The sequence below is a fragment of the Prauserella rugosa genome (genome assembly GCF_000719975.1).
Taxonomy (GTDB): domain Bacteria; phylum Actinomycetota; class Actinomycetes; order Mycobacteriales; family Pseudonocardiaceae; genus Prauserella; species Prauserella rugosa.
Window position 1 is genome coordinate 36,119 of sequence record NZ_JOIJ01000012.1, and the last position, 17,352, is coordinate 53,470.

General features: G+C 70.2%; 15 protein-coding genes. 9 read left to right on the forward strand and 6 right to left on the reverse strand.

Annotation, left to right across the window (positions count from 1 at the left end):
- Positions 1-90: 90 nt before the first annotated feature.
- Both IF64_RS0117100 and IF64_RS0117105 read left to right on the forward strand, forming a co-directional pair.
- The gene (locus tag IF64_RS0117100; RefSeq protein ID WP_051757938.1) at positions 91-1,533 is read left to right on the forward strand and encodes an MFS transporter; all 1,443 of its coding nucleotides are present in this window, start codon (positions 91-93) and stop codon (positions 1,531-1,533) included.
- Between the two features lie 14 nt (positions 1,534-1,547).
- On the forward strand, positions 1,548-2,408 hold the full coding sequence (locus IF64_RS0117105; RefSeq protein ID WP_036876959.1) for an NAD(P)-dependent oxidoreductase: 861 nt from the start codon (positions 1,548-1,550) through the stop codon (positions 2,406-2,408).
- A 4-nt stretch (positions 2,409-2,412) separates the two neighbouring features.
- Here IF64_RS0117105 and IF64_RS0117110 read toward each other — a convergent pair whose 3' ends face one another.
- From IF64_RS0117110 to IF64_RS0117125, 4 genes are all read right to left on the reverse strand, one after another.
- The gene (locus IF64_RS0117110; protein ID WP_030533140.1) at positions 2,413-3,516 is read right to left on the reverse strand and encodes an acetate/propionate family kinase; all 1,104 of its coding nucleotides are present in this window, start codon (positions 3,514-3,516) and stop codon (positions 2,413-2,415) included.
- Positions 3,517-3,521: 5 nt separating this feature from the next.
- Positions 3,522-5,951, reverse strand: a complete 2,430-nt coding sequence (locus IF64_RS0117115) for a phosphoketolase family protein (RefSeq protein ID WP_030533141.1) — start codon at positions 5,949-5,951, stop codon at positions 3,522-3,524.
- 124 nt (positions 5,952-6,075) lie between these two features.
- On the reverse strand, positions 6,076-6,435 hold the full coding sequence (locus IF64_RS27715; protein WP_211252605.1) for a hypothetical protein: 360 nt from the start codon (positions 6,433-6,435) through the stop codon (positions 6,076-6,078).
- A gap of 132 nt (positions 6,436-6,567) precedes the next feature.
- Complete coding sequence (locus tag IF64_RS0117125; RefSeq protein WP_036876963.1) at positions 6,568-7,263, reverse strand: GntR family transcriptional regulator; 696 nt, start codon at positions 7,261-7,263, stop codon at positions 6,568-6,570.
- A gap of 144 nt (positions 7,264-7,407) precedes the next feature.
- Between IF64_RS0117125 and IF64_RS0117130 the strand changes: the two genes are divergently transcribed.
- Genes IF64_RS0117130 through IF64_RS0117145 form a run of 4 tightly spaced genes read left to right on the forward strand, consistent with a single transcriptional unit; the run spans position 7,408 to position 11,876 of the window.
- Complete coding sequence (locus IF64_RS0117130; protein ID WP_030533144.1) at positions 7,408-8,637, forward strand: CoA transferase; 1,230 nt, start codon at positions 7,408-7,410, stop codon at positions 8,635-8,637.
- Positions 8,638-8,673: 36 nt separating this feature from the next.
- Positions 8,674-9,414, forward strand: a complete 741-nt coding sequence (fabG, locus tag IF64_RS0117135; RefSeq protein WP_030533145.1) for a 3-oxoacyl-ACP reductase FabG — start codon at positions 8,674-8,676, stop codon at positions 9,412-9,414.
- Positions 9,414-10,643: an acetyl-CoA C-acetyltransferase gene (locus tag IF64_RS0117140; protein ID WP_030533146.1), complete on the forward strand. Its 1,230-nt coding sequence runs from the start codon at positions 9,414-9,416 to the stop codon at positions 10,641-10,643. Before fabG ends, IF64_RS0117140 begins: the two co-directional genes overlap by 1 nt.
- A gap of 36 nt (positions 10,644-10,679) precedes the next feature.
- The gene (locus tag IF64_RS0117145; protein ID WP_030533147.1) at positions 10,680-11,876 is read left to right on the forward strand and encodes an acyl-CoA dehydrogenase family protein; all 1,197 of its coding nucleotides are present in this window, start codon (positions 10,680-10,682) and stop codon (positions 11,874-11,876) included.
- A gap of 23 nt (positions 11,877-11,899) precedes the next feature.
- On the opposite strand, the gene IF64_RS0117150 is transcribed toward IF64_RS0117145, so the two are convergent.
- A complete protein-coding gene (locus IF64_RS0117150) occupies positions 11,900-13,264 on the reverse strand; it encodes an NYN domain-containing protein (RefSeq protein ID WP_030533148.1) in 1,365 nt (454 codons plus the stop codon).
- A gap of 116 nt (positions 13,265-13,380) precedes the next feature.
- Positions 13,381-14,163, reverse strand: a complete 783-nt coding sequence (locus tag IF64_RS0117155; RefSeq protein WP_030533149.1) for an endonuclease/exonuclease/phosphatase family protein — start codon at positions 14,161-14,163, stop codon at positions 13,381-13,383.
- A 238-nt stretch (positions 14,164-14,401) separates the two neighbouring features.
- On the opposite strand from IF64_RS0117155, the gene IF64_RS0117160 reads away from it, so the two are divergent.
- The 3 genes from IF64_RS0117160 (at position 14,402) to IF64_RS0117170 (ending at position 17,260) form a co-directional block, all read left to right on the forward strand.
- The gene (locus IF64_RS0117160) at positions 14,402-15,142 is read left to right on the forward strand and encodes a DUF998 domain-containing protein (RefSeq protein WP_169741957.1); all 741 of its coding nucleotides are present in this window, start codon (positions 14,402-14,404) and stop codon (positions 15,140-15,142) included.
- A gap of 41 nt (positions 15,143-15,183) precedes the next feature.
- Positions 15,184-16,875 (forward strand): DEDD exonuclease domain-containing protein, encoded by a 1,692-nt coding sequence (locus tag IF64_RS0117165; RefSeq protein ID WP_030533151.1) that lies wholly within the window; start codon positions 15,184-15,186, stop codon positions 16,873-16,875.
- Positions 16,876-16,975: 100 nt separating this feature from the next.
- A complete protein-coding gene (locus IF64_RS0117170; RefSeq protein ID WP_030533152.1) occupies positions 16,976-17,260 on the forward strand; it encodes an Lrp/AsnC family transcriptional regulator in 285 nt (94 codons plus the stop codon).
- Positions 17,261-17,352 lie beyond the last annotated feature (92 nt).

The following is a 17,352-nucleotide window of genomic DNA, read 5'->3' on the forward strand; positions in this document are numbered from 1 at the left end:
GGGCTCTTGCCGGGCCACGAAGGACGCGTTATCGTCGAACGGATGTGGTAAGACCTCTCGCCAACGGTGTCCGAGGAGGTTCCAACCATCATGCCGGCCGAGAACTCCACGGCCCCGCCGGTCATCGCGTCGGCCGCCGACGTCAACGAACTCATCAACTCCGGCCGCGCGAAAGGCGGTAAGTCGACCGCCATCACCGTCATCGCGCTCGGCGGGATCTTCATCGACGCCTACGACTTCTCGGCCATCGCCTTCGGACTCAAGGACATCGCCGACACGTTCGCCCTCTCGGCACTCGAAGAGGGACTGGTCGCCGCATCGATCATGGTGGGCGCCCTGTTCGGTGCCCTCGTCGGCGGTTATCTGGTCGACCGGATCGGCCGCTACAAGATGTTCATGGCCGACATGGTCTTCTTCGTCGTGGCCGCACTCGCCTGCGCCGTGGCACCGAATTTCGAACTGCTCACCGCCGCCAGATTCGTACTCGGTGTGGGCATCGGGATCGACTTTCCGGTCGCCCTCGCCTTCATCGCCGAGTTCAACGCACTGCGGGGACGCGGTGGGAAAGTGTCGCTGTGGCAGCCGATGTGGTACTTCGCCACGGGTTGCAGCTTCCTGGTACTGCTGCCGTTCTACTTCCTCGTTCCCGAGTCCGGCCATGCGGATCTGTGGCGGTGGGCCGTCGGTTTCGGTGCCGTACCGGCCCTGGTCGTCATGGTGGTACGCCAGCGCTACATGAACGAATCGCCCACGTGGGCCGCGCAGCGCGGGGATCTGCACAAGGCCGCCGCCATCCTGAAGGATTCCTACGGCCTCACCGTGGTCGTCGACGATTCCGCGCCACCGGCCAGGCCGACCTCGTCCGGGCTGCGTGAGTTCGCCAGGCTCTTCAATCGGCGTTACCGCGCGCGGACCGTACTCGCCGCGTCCGTCAGCGCACTGCAGGCGGTGCAGTACTACGCCGTCGGATTCGCACTGCCCGTGATCATCGCCGCCCTGCTCCATCAGGGCCGCCTGACCTCGATCGTCGGTCCACTGATCTTCAACCTCGTGTTCGGTGTACTGGGCGGACTTCTCGGGGTACGGATCAGTTCCCGGCTCGGTTCGTGGAAGCTCGCAGCCAGCGGCTTCGCGGTCTGCCTCGTCGTGTTGACACTGCTGGGGTGGATCGGATCGCCCGAGGGCGCCATGTTGATCGTCGTCGGTGCGCTGCTCGGGATCTTCGTCTTCTTCCATTCGTACGGACCCGGAGCGCAGGGAATGACCATCGCCACGCTGAGCTATCCGACGTCCCTGCGCGGTGTCGGCAGCGGGTTCGGGCAGGCCGTCCTGCGCGTCGGGTCGATGATCTCCCTGTTCTTCTTCCCCGTCCTCAGCGACAACCTGGGAACCGGGGTGTTCTTCGCCGTGGCGGTCGCACCGTTGTTGGGCCTGATCGTGCTGCTCTGCATCAGGTGGGAACCGACCGCGGTCGACGTCGACGCCGAGGAGGCCGCGGACCTCTCAGGCAGTGCCCACCACGTGTCCCGCTGAGCCGGAGGGTGTAGATGAAGGTTGGTTTCGTCGGAGTGGGAAACATGGGCGGCGCGGTCGCCCGGCGGCTGGCCACGGGCGGGCACGACGTCCACGTCGCGGATCCGGACCCGGGGGCGGCCCGGCGATGCGTCGACGCGGGCGCCGTCGAGGCCGTCGACGCCACCGCGGCGGCCGCCCACGCCGACGCGGTGTTCACGAGCCTGCCCAGCCCGGAGATCGTGGAACAGGTGTGGCGGTCGATCACGCCCCATCTCGACGACGGGACCGTCGGTGTCGACGTGTCCACGATCGACCCGGCGACCGCCGACCGGTTGCACGACGTCCTCGCCGGGCACGGCATCCGGTTCGTGCACTGCGCGCTCGGCAAGACACCGGCGGCCGCGGAGGCCGGCGAGATCCCCCTGTTCGCAGGCGGAACCGACGCGGCCGTCGACACCATCCGGCCTCTCCTCGATCGGATGGGAGAGCGGACCTACCGGTTCGCGACTCCGGGCAAGGCAGCGACCTTCAAGCTGATCTCGAACCTCGTCGGCATGACCAACGTCGCGGTGCTGGCCGAAGGACTCACCCTGGCCCTGCGGGCGGGTATCGACCCGCAGCAGTTCGTGTCCGCGCTGAACGACACCGGCGCCCGCTCGTTCCAGTCCGAGGTACGCCTCCCCTGGATGGCCGAGGGCGACGACGCGGCCCGGTTCGGCGTGCAGCTCGCGGCCAAGGACCTTCGCCTGGTCGTGGACTCCGCGGCGCGCGCCGGTGTGCCGACGCCTCTGGGTGGGCAGACGCTGGCGCAGCTGCTCGCCGCGATGCGCCACGGATGGGGTGACGAGGACGTCGTGGCGTTGCGGAAACTCCTGGCCCCGCCGGACGAATGACCGCTCAACCGCCGAGCACCGACCTGGTGTGGTGGGCGATCTCGACGTCCTCGCGGGCCGGAACCACCAGCGTCCGCACCTCGGCGCCGCCCGCGCCGATGTCCTCGGCATCACGATCGTTGGCCGCGTCGTCGATTCGTACTCCCAGGTACGCGAGTCCGTGTGCGACCTCCGCGCGGACCCGAGCGCTGTGCTCCCCCACTCCGCCGGTGAACACCAGCACGTCGAGACCCTCCAGGCTCGCCGTCATCGCGGCGATCTCCCGGCGCAGCCGGTGGACGTAGACCTCGAACGCCAACGTCGACCGGTGGTCCCCCGCGTCCACTCCGGACAACACGGTGCGCATGTCACCGTCCCCACCGGACAGTCCGGCCAGCCCGGACTCGAACTCCAGCGCATGGGACATCCGGTCGGCATCGATGCCCGCATGTTGCTGCAACCACAGCACGAGCCCCGGGTCGACACTTCCGGTGCGGGTGGCCATCACCAGGCCCGCCAACGGTGTGAAGCCCATCGTCGTGTCGACCGACCTCCCGCCCGACACGGCCGCCAACGAGGCCCCGGCGCCCAGATGACACGACACGATGCGCAACCGGTCGGCCGGACTCCGCGTCAGCTCCGCGGCCCTCCTCGTCACGTAGGCGTGCGACAAGCCGTGGAAGCCGTAGCGCCGCAGACCCCACCGCTCGTTCCAGTCCGCGGGCAACGCGTAGGTCGCGGCCGCATCCGGAATGGAGGCGTGGAACGCCGTGTCGAAGCACGCCACGGCCGGGGTGTCGGGCAACAACGCGGTCAACGCGTCGATGCCGCCGACACCCCGCGGCTGGTGCAGCGGAGCCAGCTCGGTCAACGCCTCAAGTTCGTCACGCACGCCGGGGTCGAGCCGCACCGGCTCGCGGAACTTCCTGCCCCCGTGGACGATCCGATGACCGACGGCGTCCACATCGGAGGTCTCGCGGACGAACCGTTCGAGCTCCCCGACGTCGTCGCCGCCCCGCCACTGATCCAGGTCGAGGGAGTCCAGCACCTCGTCGCGGTGGTCGAGCAGGCGCACCTTCAGACTGGAGGAACCGGCGTTGACCACCAGCACGTTCGCCGGCGTGGGCATGCCCCTCACCCCTGCCAGACCCAGTCCCGCACCTCGGGCAGGTCGTCACCGTGCGCGCGCGTCCACGCGCGATGACGGGTACGGGTGTCCACCATGTCCTGCCGCAGCCGTGCCGTCCGCACGCCGAGGTGCGGCACCCGGTCCAGCACGTCGATGACGAGGCGGAAGCGGTCCATGTCGTTGAGCACGAGCATGTCGAAGGGCGTGGTCGTCGTCCCCTCCTCCTTGTATCCGCGCACGTGGATGTCGGCGTGATTGCGCCGGCGATAGGTCAATCGGTGGATGAGCCACGGATAGCCGTGGTAGGCGAACAGCACCGGCTTGTCGGTGGTGAACAGCGCGTCGAACTCGGCATCGGTCATGCCGTGCGGGTGTTCGCTCGCGGGCTGCAGCCGCATCAGGTCGACGACGTTGACCACGCGCACCTTCAGCTCCGGAAGCCGCTCCCGCAGGATCGACGTCGCCGCCAGGACCTCCAGGGTGGGCGCGTCACCGGCACAGGCGAGCACGACGTCCGGCTCCCCGCCCTCGTCGGAACTTGCCCACTCCCAGATGCCTGCGCCACGGGTGCAGTGCAGCACCGCCTCGTCCATGCCGAGCCATTCGGGCGTGGCGTTCTTTCCGGCCACCACGACGTTGACGTAGTCCCTGCTGCGCAGGCAGTGATCGGCCACCGACAGCAACGTGTTCGTGTCCGGCGGCAGATAGACCCGGATGATCTCGGCCTTCTTGTTCATCACGTGATCGATGAACCCGGGATCCTGGTGCGAGAAACCGTTGTGATCCTGCCGCCACACGTGCGAGGTCAACAGGTAGTTCAGCGACGGCACGGGACGGCGCCAGTCGAGCGCGTGGCTCGTCTTCAGCCACTTCGCGTGCTGGTTGAACATCGAGTCGACGATGTGGATGAACGCTTCGTAGCACGAGAACAGCCCGTGGCGGCCCGTCAGCAGATACCCCTCGAGCAGCCCCTGGCACACGTGTTCCGAGAGCATCTCGATCACGCGACCGTCCGGCGTCAGGTGCTCGTCGGTCTCACGCGTCTCGCCCAGCCACTGCTTGCCGGTCACCTCGTACACGGCGTCGAGCCGGTTCGAGGCCGTCTCGTCCGGGCCGAACAGGCGGAAGTTGCGCTTGCTCTCGTTGGCGCGCACCACGTCGCGCAGCCAACGTCCGAGCACCCGGGTGGGCTCGGACGTCGTCGCGCCCGGCCGGTCGACCTCGCGTCCGTAGTCCTGGAAGTCCGGCAGGGTCAGCGGCGCGGTGAGCAGTCCCCCGTTGGCGTGCGGGTTCGCGCCCATCCGCCGGGTCGAGACCGGAGCCTGGGCGATCAGCTCGGGACGCGGGGTGCCCCGTTCGTCGAACAGCTCGTCGGGCCGGTACGAACGCAGCCACGACTCCAGGCGGTGGAAGTGGTCCGGATTCTCCCTGACCCCGGCGAGCGGAACCTGATGGGCCCGCCAGGTGCCCGACACCGGATTTCCGTCCACCTCGGACGGACCCGTCCAGCCCTTCGGAGTGCGCAGCACCAGCAACGGCCACTGTGGACGCTCGGTCGTCTCGCCCGCGCGTGCCGAGCGCTGGATCATGTCGATCTCGTCCACGATGGAGTCCATCGCAGCCGCCATGGCCTGGTGCATCGCCACCTGGCCCGCGCCTACAATATCTCCACCTTCGACACCCCCGCCTTCGACACCCCCGCCTTCGACATAGTGCGGCAGGTATCCGTAGCCGCGGAGCAAGGCGTCGAGTTCGTCGTGCGGGATCCGCGCCAACAGGGTCGGGTTGGCGATCTTGTAGCCGTTCAGATGCAGGATCGGCAGGACCGCGCCGTCGGTGGCCGGGTTGAGGAACTTGTTGATGTGCCAGCTCGTCGCCAACGGCCCGGTCTCGGCCTCGCCGTCGCCGACGACGCACGCCACGAGCAGGTCCGGGTTGTCCAGCGCGGCACCGTAGGCGTGGGCCAGGGAGTAGCCGAGTTCCCCGCCCTCGTGGATCGACCCCGGGGTCTCCGGCGCCACGTGACTGGGCACACCGCCGGGGAACGAGAATTCGCGGAACAGGCGCCGCATCCCGTCCTCGTCCTGACCCACCGCGGGGTAGGCCTCGGTGTAGGTGCCTTCGAGCCACGTGTTGGCCAACAGGCCGGGGCCGCCGTGTCCGGGGCCGATCACGTACATGATGTTGCGGTCGCGCCGCCGGATGATCCGGTTCAGGTGGGCGTAGACGAAGTTCAGGCCCGGCGTGGTGCCCCAGTGGCCGAGCAGGCGTGGCTTGATGTGTTCGATGCGCAGCGGCTCCCGCAACAGCGGGTTGTCCAGAAGGTAGATCTGCCCGACCGAGAGATAGTTGGCCGCCCTCCAGTAGGCGTCCAGTGCGCGGAGCTCGTCGTCGCGGAGCGGATTGCGGTCGGTCTCGAGCGCCGGTCCGGCCATGGTGCAGTCCCCTCGGGATCGGGTTCACCCGTGCCGGCGCCGGGTACCCGACGAGGCTGCCGGTCAACCCCGCGGATGTGCCTGCCACACCCGCGGGGCTTCGCACGGCGGAAGAGCCTGCGACTCAGTTGTCGTCGCGGTCGTCGTTGCGGTCGTCCCGGTCGTCGCTCCGGTCGTCGTCGCGGTCGTCGTTGCGGTCGTCCTGACCGTCGTTGCGATCATCCCGGTCATCGTTCCGGTCGTCGTTCCGGTCGTCCCGGTCATCGCGGTCGTCACCGTCGTCACCGTCGTCACCGTCGTCACCGTCATCGCGATCGTCCCGGTCGTCACCGTCGTCGTTCTGGCCTCCCTGACCACCGTCCTGCTGCGAGGTCTCGCGGGTGTCGCCCCCGTTGTCCTCGGCGGGCTCGGAGTCGTTGCAGGCGGCGACGAGGGTGAAGGCGCCTGCGGCGGCCAGAACGGTCAGCATCTTGCGTGTCCTCATACCGGGAACCGTACGGCCGGAGTCCGTGACCCGCATGAACCCAACATGAAGGCGTCCTCATCTCGGGGCCGGTTCGATCGTCGGCACGGCAGGGACAGCGCCGGCGCACAGCCGGGGGTACCGCCGTGCCACTCAGCCCTGGGCGAGCGCTCGGTCGAGGTGACGTCCCAGGAGTTCGCCCGCGTGACGGATATGGGCCTGCATCGCGGCTCTTGCGGCTTCGGCGTCCCGCGCATGCAGGGCCTCGAGAATCGGGTAGTGGTCGTCGACGGAAGCCTGGACCCACCCGCCGATGGTCTCGTAGTACCGCGACGGCGTGTGCTTGACCGCCTGCCCGAGGAACCAGGTCAGCTTCGGAGACCGGCCCGCCATCGCCAGCAGGTGGTGGAACCGGTGGTTCAGGTCCTCGATCTCCTCCAACCGCCCTTCGGTCAACGCCGCAGCGAGGCCGCGTTGCAGTTCGTCGAGCTGGGCCAGGTCGTCGTCGGTCAGGCGGGGCACCGCGCGGGCGACGAGTTCGCCCTCGAGCTGGGCCTGCACCCAGAACAGGTCGCGGACGTCGTCGCCGGACAGTGGGGCGACCATGAACCCGCGGCGTGGTTCGAGCTGCAGCAGGCCCTCGGCCCGCAGGGTCAGCAGGCCTTCGCGCACCGGCGTCACGCTGATCCCGAGTTCACCCGCGACCTGGTCCAACCGCACGAACTCGGGGAAGCGCAGCTGCCCGGACATGATCAGTTCGCGCACGTGGGCCGCGACCTGGTCGGGCAGGGACCGCTTCTCGCCGCGGCTGCGCCTGGTGCTCACCGGCTTCGGCGTCGTCTCCGCCATGGTCTCGACCTCACCTGCTCTCCCGGAAACGCCCTCCGCAGGCGCCCGCACTGGGACGGATCGCCCCGGCGACCCTTCCCAGGATCATATATTTGGGCTATAAAAAATGGAAACACCGCACCTGCAGAGTCGGAGGTCGCATCCATGCCCGGCACCTCGGGACCAGGCGAACGACCGCTGGAGGGGCTGCACGTCGTCGAATGCGCGTCGTTCGTCGCAGGCCCGTCGGGTGGGATGGCGTTGGCCAGGCTCGGCGCGGACGTGCTGCGTGTCGACCCGCCGGGCGGAGGCGGCGACTTCCACCGCTGGCCCGTCGACGATCAGGGCACGAGCCTGTACTGGGCCGGTCTCAACAAGGGCAAACGCTCGCTCGCGCTCGACTTCCGCACCCCCGAAGGACGGGAGCTGCTGCTCGCACTGGCCACCGAGCCGGGTGCCGACTCCGGGGTCTACCTCGACAACGTCGCGGGCCGCGCGCGGCTCACCCACGAGGAGCTGACGGCCCGCAGGCCGGACGTGATCCACGTGCACATCGAGGGAGCAGCCGGCGGCAAACCTGCGGTCGACTACACGGTGAACGCGGGCGTCGGGATTCCACACCTCACGGGTCCGGCCGACCACGCCGCACCGGTCAACCACGCCCTGCCCGCCTGGGATTTCCTGTGCGGGCAGTACGCCGCCACCGGCATTCTCGCCGCGCTGCACCGGCGGCACCGCACGGGCGAGGGCTCGTCGCTGAGCGTCGCTCTTTCCGACGTCGCGCTCACGGCGCTCGGCGATCTCGGCTGGCTGGACGAGGCGCACCGCACCGGCAGACCGCGGCCGCGCATCGGCAACCACACCTACGGCAGCTTCGGCGTCGACTTCCCGACCGCCGACGGACACCGGGTCATCGCCGTGGCACTGACCGCGGGCCAGTGGAAGGCGCTCCTGGCCGCAACGGGAACGGCCGACGTGTTCGCCGCACTCGAACCGGCACTGGACGCCGACCTGAGCGACGAGTCCGACCGGTACCGGCACCGCGAGACGATCGAGGCCATCCTGCGGCCATGGTTCGCCGCGCGGCCGTACGAGGAGGTCGCACGCCGACTCGACGAGGCACGTGCGCTGTGGGGTCCGTACCGCGACATGGCCGAGGCCGTCGAACTGGCACTGGCCGACGAGAACTCGGTCGTGCGGGAGATGGACCAGCCGGGCATCGGGCCGATGGCGACGACGACCTGTCCGATCCGCACCGACGGCGTTCCCACTCCCCCGATGCCCGCCCCGGCGCTCGGAGCCGACACCGACGCCGTGCTCAGCGAACGACTCGGACTGAGTCACTCCGAGATCGGCAAGCTGCACGACGCCGGCCTCGTCGCCGGACCACGCTGACCTCACCATCCCCGAACGAAGGGACACCGACCGACCATGGGCCTGCTCGAGGGCAACGTCGCCGTGATCACCGGCGCGGCACAGGGAATCGGATTCGCCATCGCGGAACGATTCGTGGCCGAGGGCGCGCGGGTGGTGATCGGTGACCTCGACGCCGACGCCGCCGCCACGGCCGCGGTGAAACTCGGCGGCGCCGACGTCGCGACCGCCGTGCGTTGCGACGTCACCGACACCGCGGACGTGGACACCCTGCTGGCGGCCGCGACCGAAGAGTTCGGCGCACTCGACGTCATGGTCAACAACGCCGGGATCACCCGCGACGCGACGATGCGCACCATGACCGAGGAGCAGTTCGACCAGGTCATCGACGTGCATCTGAAAGGCACGTGGAACGGGACCCGCAAGGCCGCGGCCATCATGCGTGAACGCAAGCGCGGTGCGATCGTCAACATCTCGTCGTTGTCCGGAAAGGTCGGCATGGTCGGCCAGACGAACTACTCGGCGGCCAAGGCGGGCATCGTGGGCCTGAGCAAGGCGGCCGCGAAGGAGATGGCCCACCACGGGGTGCGCGTCAACGCCATCCAACCCGGACTGATCCGCTCCGCGATGACCGAGGCCATGCCCGAGCACGCGTGGGAACAGAAGATGTCCGAGATCCCCATGTGCAGGCCGGGCGAGGTCGCCGAGGTGGCCAAGGTCGCCCTGTTCCTCGCTTCCGACCTGTCGTCCTACATGACCGGGACCGTACTCGAGGTCACCGGTGGGAGGTTCATGTGATGAGCACCGACACGCTCCGCGAGGCCGTCGTCTGCGAGCCGGTCCGCACGCCGATCGGCCGGTTCGGCGGCGGGTTCCGCCCGCTCGGAGCCGCCGACCTCGGCGAGATCGCGCTGCGCGGCCTGCTGGAGCGCACCGGAATCGCGCCCGACGAGATCGACGACGTGGTGCTCGGCCACTGCTACCCGACCAGCGAGGCACCCGCGATCGGCCGCCTCGTCGCGCTGAACGCCGGGCTTCCCGTCACCACCGGCGGGATGCAGGTGGACCGCCGCTGCGGATCCGGGCTGCAGTCCGTGGTGCAGGCCGCGATGCAGGTCCGGAGTGGAGCGAGCGACGTGGTCGTCGCGGGCGGCGCCGAGAGCATGAGCAACGTCGCCTTCTATGCGACGGACATACGGTGGGGCGTCACGGGTTCCGGGGTGACGCTGCAGGACGGGCTAGCCCGCGGAAGGGTCACCGCGGGCGGGCGGGACCATCCCGTTCCCGGTGGCATGCTCGAGACCGCGGAGAACCTGCGGCGGGAGTACTCCATTCCCCGCGAGGAACAGGACCGGCTGGCGCTGTGGTCGCACCAGCGCGCGGTCGCCGCCCAGCAGTCCGGTGTGTTCGCCGAGGAGATCGTTCCGGTCACCGTCCGGACCCGCAAGGGCGAGTCCGTCGTGGACACCGACGAACACCCCCGCGCCGACAGCTCGCTGGAGACCCTGGCCGGGCTGAAGCCGGTACTCGGCAAACAGGATCCCGATGCGACGGTCACCCCGGGCAACTCGAGCGGGCAGAACGATGCCGCCGCCATGTGCATCGTCACCCACCCCGACAAGGCAGCCGAGCTCGGCCTGCGGCCGTTGGTACGCATCGTGTCGTGGGCCGTGGCCGGGGTTCCGCCGGAGACGATGGGAATCGGTCCGGTACCCGCGTCGAAGGCCGCGCTGGACCGCGCGGGCCTTTCACTGTCCGATATGGACCTCATCGAACTCAACGAGGCGTTCGCCGCGCAGGTGCTGGCGTGCACGCGCGAGTGGAAGTTCGGAGACGCAGACTTCGACCGGCTCAACGTCCACGGGTCGGGCATTTCCCTGGGCCATCCCGTCGGCGCGACGGGCACGCGCATCCTGACCACCCTCGCCCGCGAGATGCAGCGCAGGCAGGTGCGGTACGGCCTGGAGACCATGTGCATCGGCGGAGGCCAGGGACTGGCGGCCGTCGTCGAACGCGTCGAGGCCTGAGCCGAGCACCGCACGATACCCCAGGAGGACCACGGCATGGCGCGACTGGCTCAGACCGCGGGACTGTCCGAAGTGCAGACCGAGATCCTGTCGACGGTACGGCAATTCGTCGACAAAGAGATCATCCCGCGGGCACAGGAACTCGAACACACCGACACCTACCCGGCCGAGATCGTCGACGGCATGAAGGAGATGGGGCTGTTCGGCATCACCATCCCCGAGGAGTACGGCGGGCTCGGCGAATCGCTGCTGACCTACGCACTCGTCGTCGAGGAGATCGCCCGCGGCTGGATGAGTGTGTCCGGCGTGATCAACACGCACTTCATCGTGGCGCACATGATCGCCCGGCACGGCACCGACGAACAGAAACGCCGCTTCCTGCCGCGGATGGCGACCGGTGAGGTGCGCGGCGCGTTCTCGATGTCGGAGCCCGGTCTCGGCTCCGACGTCGCGGCGATCAGTACCAAGGCCACGCGCGACGGCGACCAGTACGTCGTCGACGGCACGAAGATGTGGCTCACCAACGGCGGAACGTCCAATCTGGTCGCGCTGCTGGCCCGCACCGACGAGGGAGCCGACCGTCCTCATCGGAACCTCACCACGTTCCTGGTGGAGAAGCCGGAAGGCTACGGCGAGGTCATGCCGGGCCTGACCATTCCCGGCAAGATCGACAAGATGGGTTACAAGGGCGTCGACACCACCGAGGCCGTGTTCGACGGATTCCGCATCGACGCGGCCGACGTGCTGGGCGAGGCGCCGGGCAGCGGATTCGGCTTCATGATGGACGGCATCGAGGTCGGAAGGGTCAACGTCTCGGCGCGGGCGTGCGGAATCGCGATCCGGGCGTTCGAACTCGCCGTGGAGTACGCCCAGCAACGCACCACGTTCGGCAAGCCCATCGCCGAACACCAGGCGATCGCGTTCAAACTCGCCGACATGGCCACGAAGGTGGAGGCCGCGCACCTGATGATGGTCAACGCGGCGCGGCTCAAGGATTCCGGCGCACGCAACGACGTCGAGGCCGGCATGGCCAAGCTCATCGCGAGCGAGTACTGCGCCGAGGTGACCCAGGAGGCCTTCCGCATCCACGGCGGCTACGGCTACTCCACCGAGTACGAGATCGAGCGGCTCATGCGCGAGGCGCCCTTCCTGCTGATCGGCGAGGGCACCAGCGAGATCCAGAAGACGATCATCAGCAAGGGATTGTTGAAGGAGTACCGCATCCGCGGCTGAGACCGCCCGAAGTGGACCCGGGGTCAGGACAGTCGTGCCAGGAACACCGCGGACGGGACGGCGTGCGCACCGGATCGGCGCACGGACGTGACGATCTCCTGATCGGAGGTCACCACGACGAGCGGCCTGCCCCGGGGTTCGGCGGCGACGAGGTCCCGGATCACGTCGTCGGCGAGCACGCCCGGTTCCGAGAACAGCACGCGCACCCCGCGCGGGTTGACGGCGGGGATCGCGGTGACGCCCGCACCGTCGAACACGACCGTGGTCTCGGCACCCACGCGTGCCTTCAGCGCGCCGAGCTGCCCGACGAGGCGGGAGCGCTGGTCGGCGAGCGGAAGCTCCGGATAGCCGGTCTTGGTGACGTTGTAGCCGTCGACGATCAGGTGCGCGGCGGGCAGGGCGAGCAACCGGTCGAGCGCGTCGGCGTCGGCGACCCGCTCACCGCCCCGTCGTGGCGTCTTCGCGCCGTGCACGGTGTCGGCGGGACGCGTGCCGCGCGTGTCGCCGCCCGAGACGTCCACCGACAGCTCGCGGCGCAGGCCGTCGACCGCGCCGCCGAGGGTGTCGAGCAGCAGGCGCAGTCGCACCTCGTCCGCTTCGCGGGCCTCCCTGGCGGCGCGGCGCGCGGTCTCGGCGTCCGCGACCGCACGGTCGGCCCGCGCCCGCTCGGCCTCGGCTCGTTCCCGCTCCTTGTCGCGTTCGGCAGCCAGCCGTTCGGCCTCCCCGCCGTGCCCGGACCGTGCCGACTCGGCCTCCTTGCGGGCCTGCTCGGCCGCGTCCTTCGCCTGGCGCAACTCGGTGCCCTGAGCCCGCAACCGTGCGCGCAGTTTGTCGAGTTGGCCGGTGCGTTCGTCGCGGACGCGGTCGACGTCGGCGCGGGCCTCGGCGAGTTCGGCACGCACCTCCGCGAGCTCGGCCTCGAGCCGGTGCACACGCGCCAGCGCCGCGTCGCGTTCCGCGCGCAGCTCGGCCTCCTCGGCGTGCTCGGCCACCGACCGCACCCGCTCGGCCGCCTCGGGCCTGCCGAGCAGCAACGCGACCGCGGCGCGGCCCACCGGGTCGTCGTCGGCGACGTCGAGGTCCTCCGGACGGTGGGACCGCAGCCACTCGGCGACCCCGGTGCGGAAACGAGGCGAGTCCCGCAGTCCCGCCAGCAATGCCGCTGCGCCCACCCGCGCCCGCTTGGCCGGCGCGAACCGCGCGACGGGACGCAACTGCCGGGGCAGGTCCGCGGCGGGCAGTCCGCCCATCGCGGTAGCCGCCAGCCCGGCGAGCCGTTCGCGGACCGGCTCCGGCAACGCGTCCCAGTCGACGCCGCGGGACGCCCCGGCGCCGGGGACGTCACCGAGCTCCCCGGACTCCTCGGAACGGCTCGACGACGGCTGCATCCGTCCAGTTTAGGTTCCACGACCGGCAGGCCACCGCGTCACACCGAGCCCGTCTCAGCCGAGCCCGTCACCCGCCGGCCCTCAGACACCGGCCCTCAGGCACCGGGCGCCTGCGCTCAGCCGACCTCGAGCTGAGCCAGCACGGGCAGGTGGTCGGAGGCCTCCGGCTCGTCGGTGAGAACGCGGGCGGTGGTCGGTGTCACCTCGTCGCCCACGTAGATGTGGTCGATGCGCTTGTCGGGGTTCTCCGACGGCAGCGTCGCACCGGGCCCCTCGCCCGCCACCGGCCACACGTCGGTGAACCGCTCCCGCAACGGCGCCAGCTCCTCGTCCCCCGGCAGCGCGTTCATGTCACCCACGAGCACCGTCGGCCGCGCCGGGTCGACCAGCTCGGCGATCTGCCTCGCCTGCGCCGCGCGGTCGGGCTGCGACGAGGCGGCCAGGTGCGTGTCGTACACGTGGACACGCTCGCCCCGGATGTTCAGCTCGGCGTGTAGCAGACCGCGCTGCTCCTGGTCGGGGGAGCGCTCCAGGTGCGTGTTCGACCAGTCGACGATCGGGTACCGCGACAGGATCGCCGTGCCGTACTGCACCCGCGGCTCGCCCGCGGCGGGCGGATCCTCGTCGATGTTCGCCCCGAACACGACGTGGAAGCCGAGCCGATCGGCCAGCTCCCGCGCCTGGTCGGCCCAGTCGCTGCGCTCGGAGTAGTGCCGGTCGACCTCCTGCAGGCCCGCGACGTCCGCCCCACTGCGCGCGATGACCCGGGCGATGCGGTCGACGTCGAGTTCGCCGTCCGTGCCCTCCGCGTGGTGGATGTTGAACGACAGCACGCGCAGCGACGCCCGGTCCGCGTGCTCGGCGCCGGCCGCCCCGCCGCCGAGCACGCTCGCCACCATCACGCTCACCACAATCACCCAGGACGTCGCCGCTTTCCGCAGACTCCGCATCCGTGTACCCCAGTCGTCGTTCGCTCGATCGCTGAAACCCTCGGGTGATCGTGTCGACCGTGGAAGGCGCCCCGGTAAGGCCGGTATGAACGCCGGTGCAACGACGTGGATACGGTGAACCCATACATTTCCGGCATCGCTGCGGTGCCGGCCACGAGGAGGGGGCGTCGACGAGGCAATGTGGCTGATGTCCGCGGTCGTACTCGGCTGCCTCGCACTGTGCGTGGCGCTCCGGCGACGGCCGGCAGCCCGGACGATCGTCGGCGCGCTCGCCTGGACGCTGGGGATCGCCTACTTCGCGGTGGAACTGCCGGCCGTCGCGGCGTCGGCCGCGCCCTACGACCCGCTCGTACAGCCGATGAGCGACCTCGGCGTCACCACGTGCGGCACCGGCACCTATCCCCTGGCCGACTACGCCATCTGCTCCCCGTGGCACGACGCCGTGAACTGGGCGTTCCTGCTCAGCGGGCTCGTGGTCGCGCTCGGGGCGTGGTGCCTGCACCCGGTCGGCGCCCGGCCGGGAGCACACCGAAGCCGGCGCAGCATCCTCGCCGCGACGCTCCTGGTGACGTGGGGCCTGAGCATGGCCTCCTCCGGACTCTTCCCCGCCGACACGCACTTCTGGACCCACACGCTGCTGGCCGTTCCGGGGATGGTGGTCCACATCCCGGCGCTGCTGGTGCTCCGCGCGGCACTGCGTGACGCGCGGCCCGGCCTCGCGCGGTGGACCGGGATCTGCGCGACTGTCTCGATCGCCACGCTCACCGGCGTGGTCGCCGCGCCGTTGGTCCCCGGCCTCGGTGAGCTCGGCGGCCTCCTGCAACGCCTGCTGTACGCGGTGGTGTGGGTGTGGACACTCGGTGTCGCCGCCGCGACCGCGGTCACCGCCGCCCGGTCGGCAGGCGCGCAACACGGCCGCGGCACCTGACGACCGCGGATTGTCGGTGCCCGCCACTACGGTTCGCGATCATGCAGCTGGCTTTCGACGAACTGGGCACCCCGCTGCGCGACGTCACCTTCGTGATCGTCGACCTCGAGACCACGGGCGCCGCGCCAGGGCCCGACGGCATCACCGAGATCGGCGCCGTGAAGGTCCGGGGCGGCGAGGTGATCGGAGAATTCGGCACGCTCGTCGATCCCCGCTCGGCCATCCCACCGCAGATCGTCGAGCTCACGGGCATCACGACGGCGATGGTCCAGTCCGCACCACCCATCGAACAGGTGCTGCCCGCCTTCCTCGAGTTCGCGGCCGGGGCCGTCCTCGTCGCCCACAACGCCGGTTTCGACACGCGGTTCCTGCGCGCCGCCTGCGAGGGCCACGGGTACGCATGGCCCAAACCCACCGTCGTCTGCACGCTCCAGTTGTCGCGGCGCGTGCTGTCCACCCAGGACACCCGGTCGCATCGGCTGTCGGCACTGGCGCGGCTGTTCGGCGCCGCGACCACGCCGACACACCGGGCGCTCGACGACGCCCACGCAACCGTCGACGTGCTCCACGGACTGCTCGAACGCCTCGGCTCGCTCGGCGTGCACTCCCTCGAGGAGCTGCTGGACTACCTGCCGGACGTCACCCCCGCTCAGCGCCGGAAACGCTCCCTCGCCGCGCATCTGCCCGAGCGACCCGGTGTGTACCTGTTCCGCGGGCCCGGTGACGAGGTGCTGTACGTCGGCACCGCACGCAACCTCCGCCGGCGGGTGCGGCAGTACTTCACCGGTTCGGAGTCGCGGGGCCGGATGCGCGAGATGGTCGCGCTGGCCGAACGGGTCGACGGGATCGAATGCTCGCACGCGCTCGAAGCCCAGGTCCGCGAGCTACGCCTGTTGGCCGCCCACCGGCCGGCCTACAACCGCCGCTCGAAGAACCCGCACACCCAGTGGTGGGTGGTGCTCACCGACGAACCGTTCCCGCGGCTCTCGGTGGTCCGCTCGGAGCGCGACGGCGCACTGGGGCCGTTCGGCTCGCAGGCCCGTGCGAAGACCGCCGCCGACACCCTCGCCGGTGCCGTCGGCCTGCGCACCTGCACCCAGCGCATCCCCGTCCGCGATCCCCGGGGCACGCCGTGTGTCCTCGCCGAGATGGGCCGCTGCGGAGCCCCCTGCGCAGGCAGGCAGACCGTCGAGGACTACGCCCCTTCGGTCCGTGCCGCCGCCGACCTCGTGGCGGGCCAGGGCGACGCGCCCCTGTGGTCCGCGCGCTCCCACATCGAGGAACTCGCTGAGGGCGGGCACTTCGAACAGGCCGCACGCCGCCGCGACGAGCTGGTCACCCTGTTACGTGGGGTCGGCAAGGCTCACCGGCTCGCCGCGCTGGCCGCGATCGAGGAGCTCGTCGCCGCCGCTCCGGACGGCTCGGGCGGTTGGCAGTTCGCGGTCGTCCGGCACGGCAGGCTCGCCTCCGCGGGCACGGCCGTACGGGGCGTGCCGCCCATGCCGGTCGTGGACCAGCTCGTGGCCTCTGCCGAAACGGTGCTGCCCTCCCCCGGCCCGCTACGGGGCGCACCCGCCGAGGAGACGGCCCTGTTGCTGCGCTGGCTCACCGCACCCGGCGTGCGGCTGGTCCGCACCACCACGCCGTGGTCCGAACCGGCGGCGGGTGCCGGCGGCTGGGGCCCGTGGCTCGACAAGGTCGCGACGGCGGCCACGCTGGAGAACATCGCGTGAGTCACAACCACGCTCCGAGTCCGGCAGGCGCGTGGACCACGGTGTCGCCCGCGGACATCTAGGATCACCGCATGACCGTACGTTCCCCCAGGAGGCCAGTGTGATCACCGCGATCGTCCTCATCAGCGCAGCAGCCGACCGGATTCCCGAAACGGCACAGCAGATCGCGGACATCGAGGGCGTGTCCCAGGTCTACTCGTGCGCGGGCGACGTCGACCTCATCGCCATCGTGCGCGTCACGTCGCACGAAGACCTCGCGGCGCTCATCCCGGCGAAGATCAGCAAGGTCGACGGTGTGGTGAACACCGACACGCACATCGCCTTCCGCTCGTACTCCAGCGCCGACACCGACTCGGCCTTCGAGATCGGCATCGAGTCCGCCTGACCACCCGCAGGGACCGCTCCGTGGGACGGGTCCCCATCGGACACGACAAGGGCGCCCCGGTCGCAATGACCGGGGCGCCCTTGTCGTGTGTG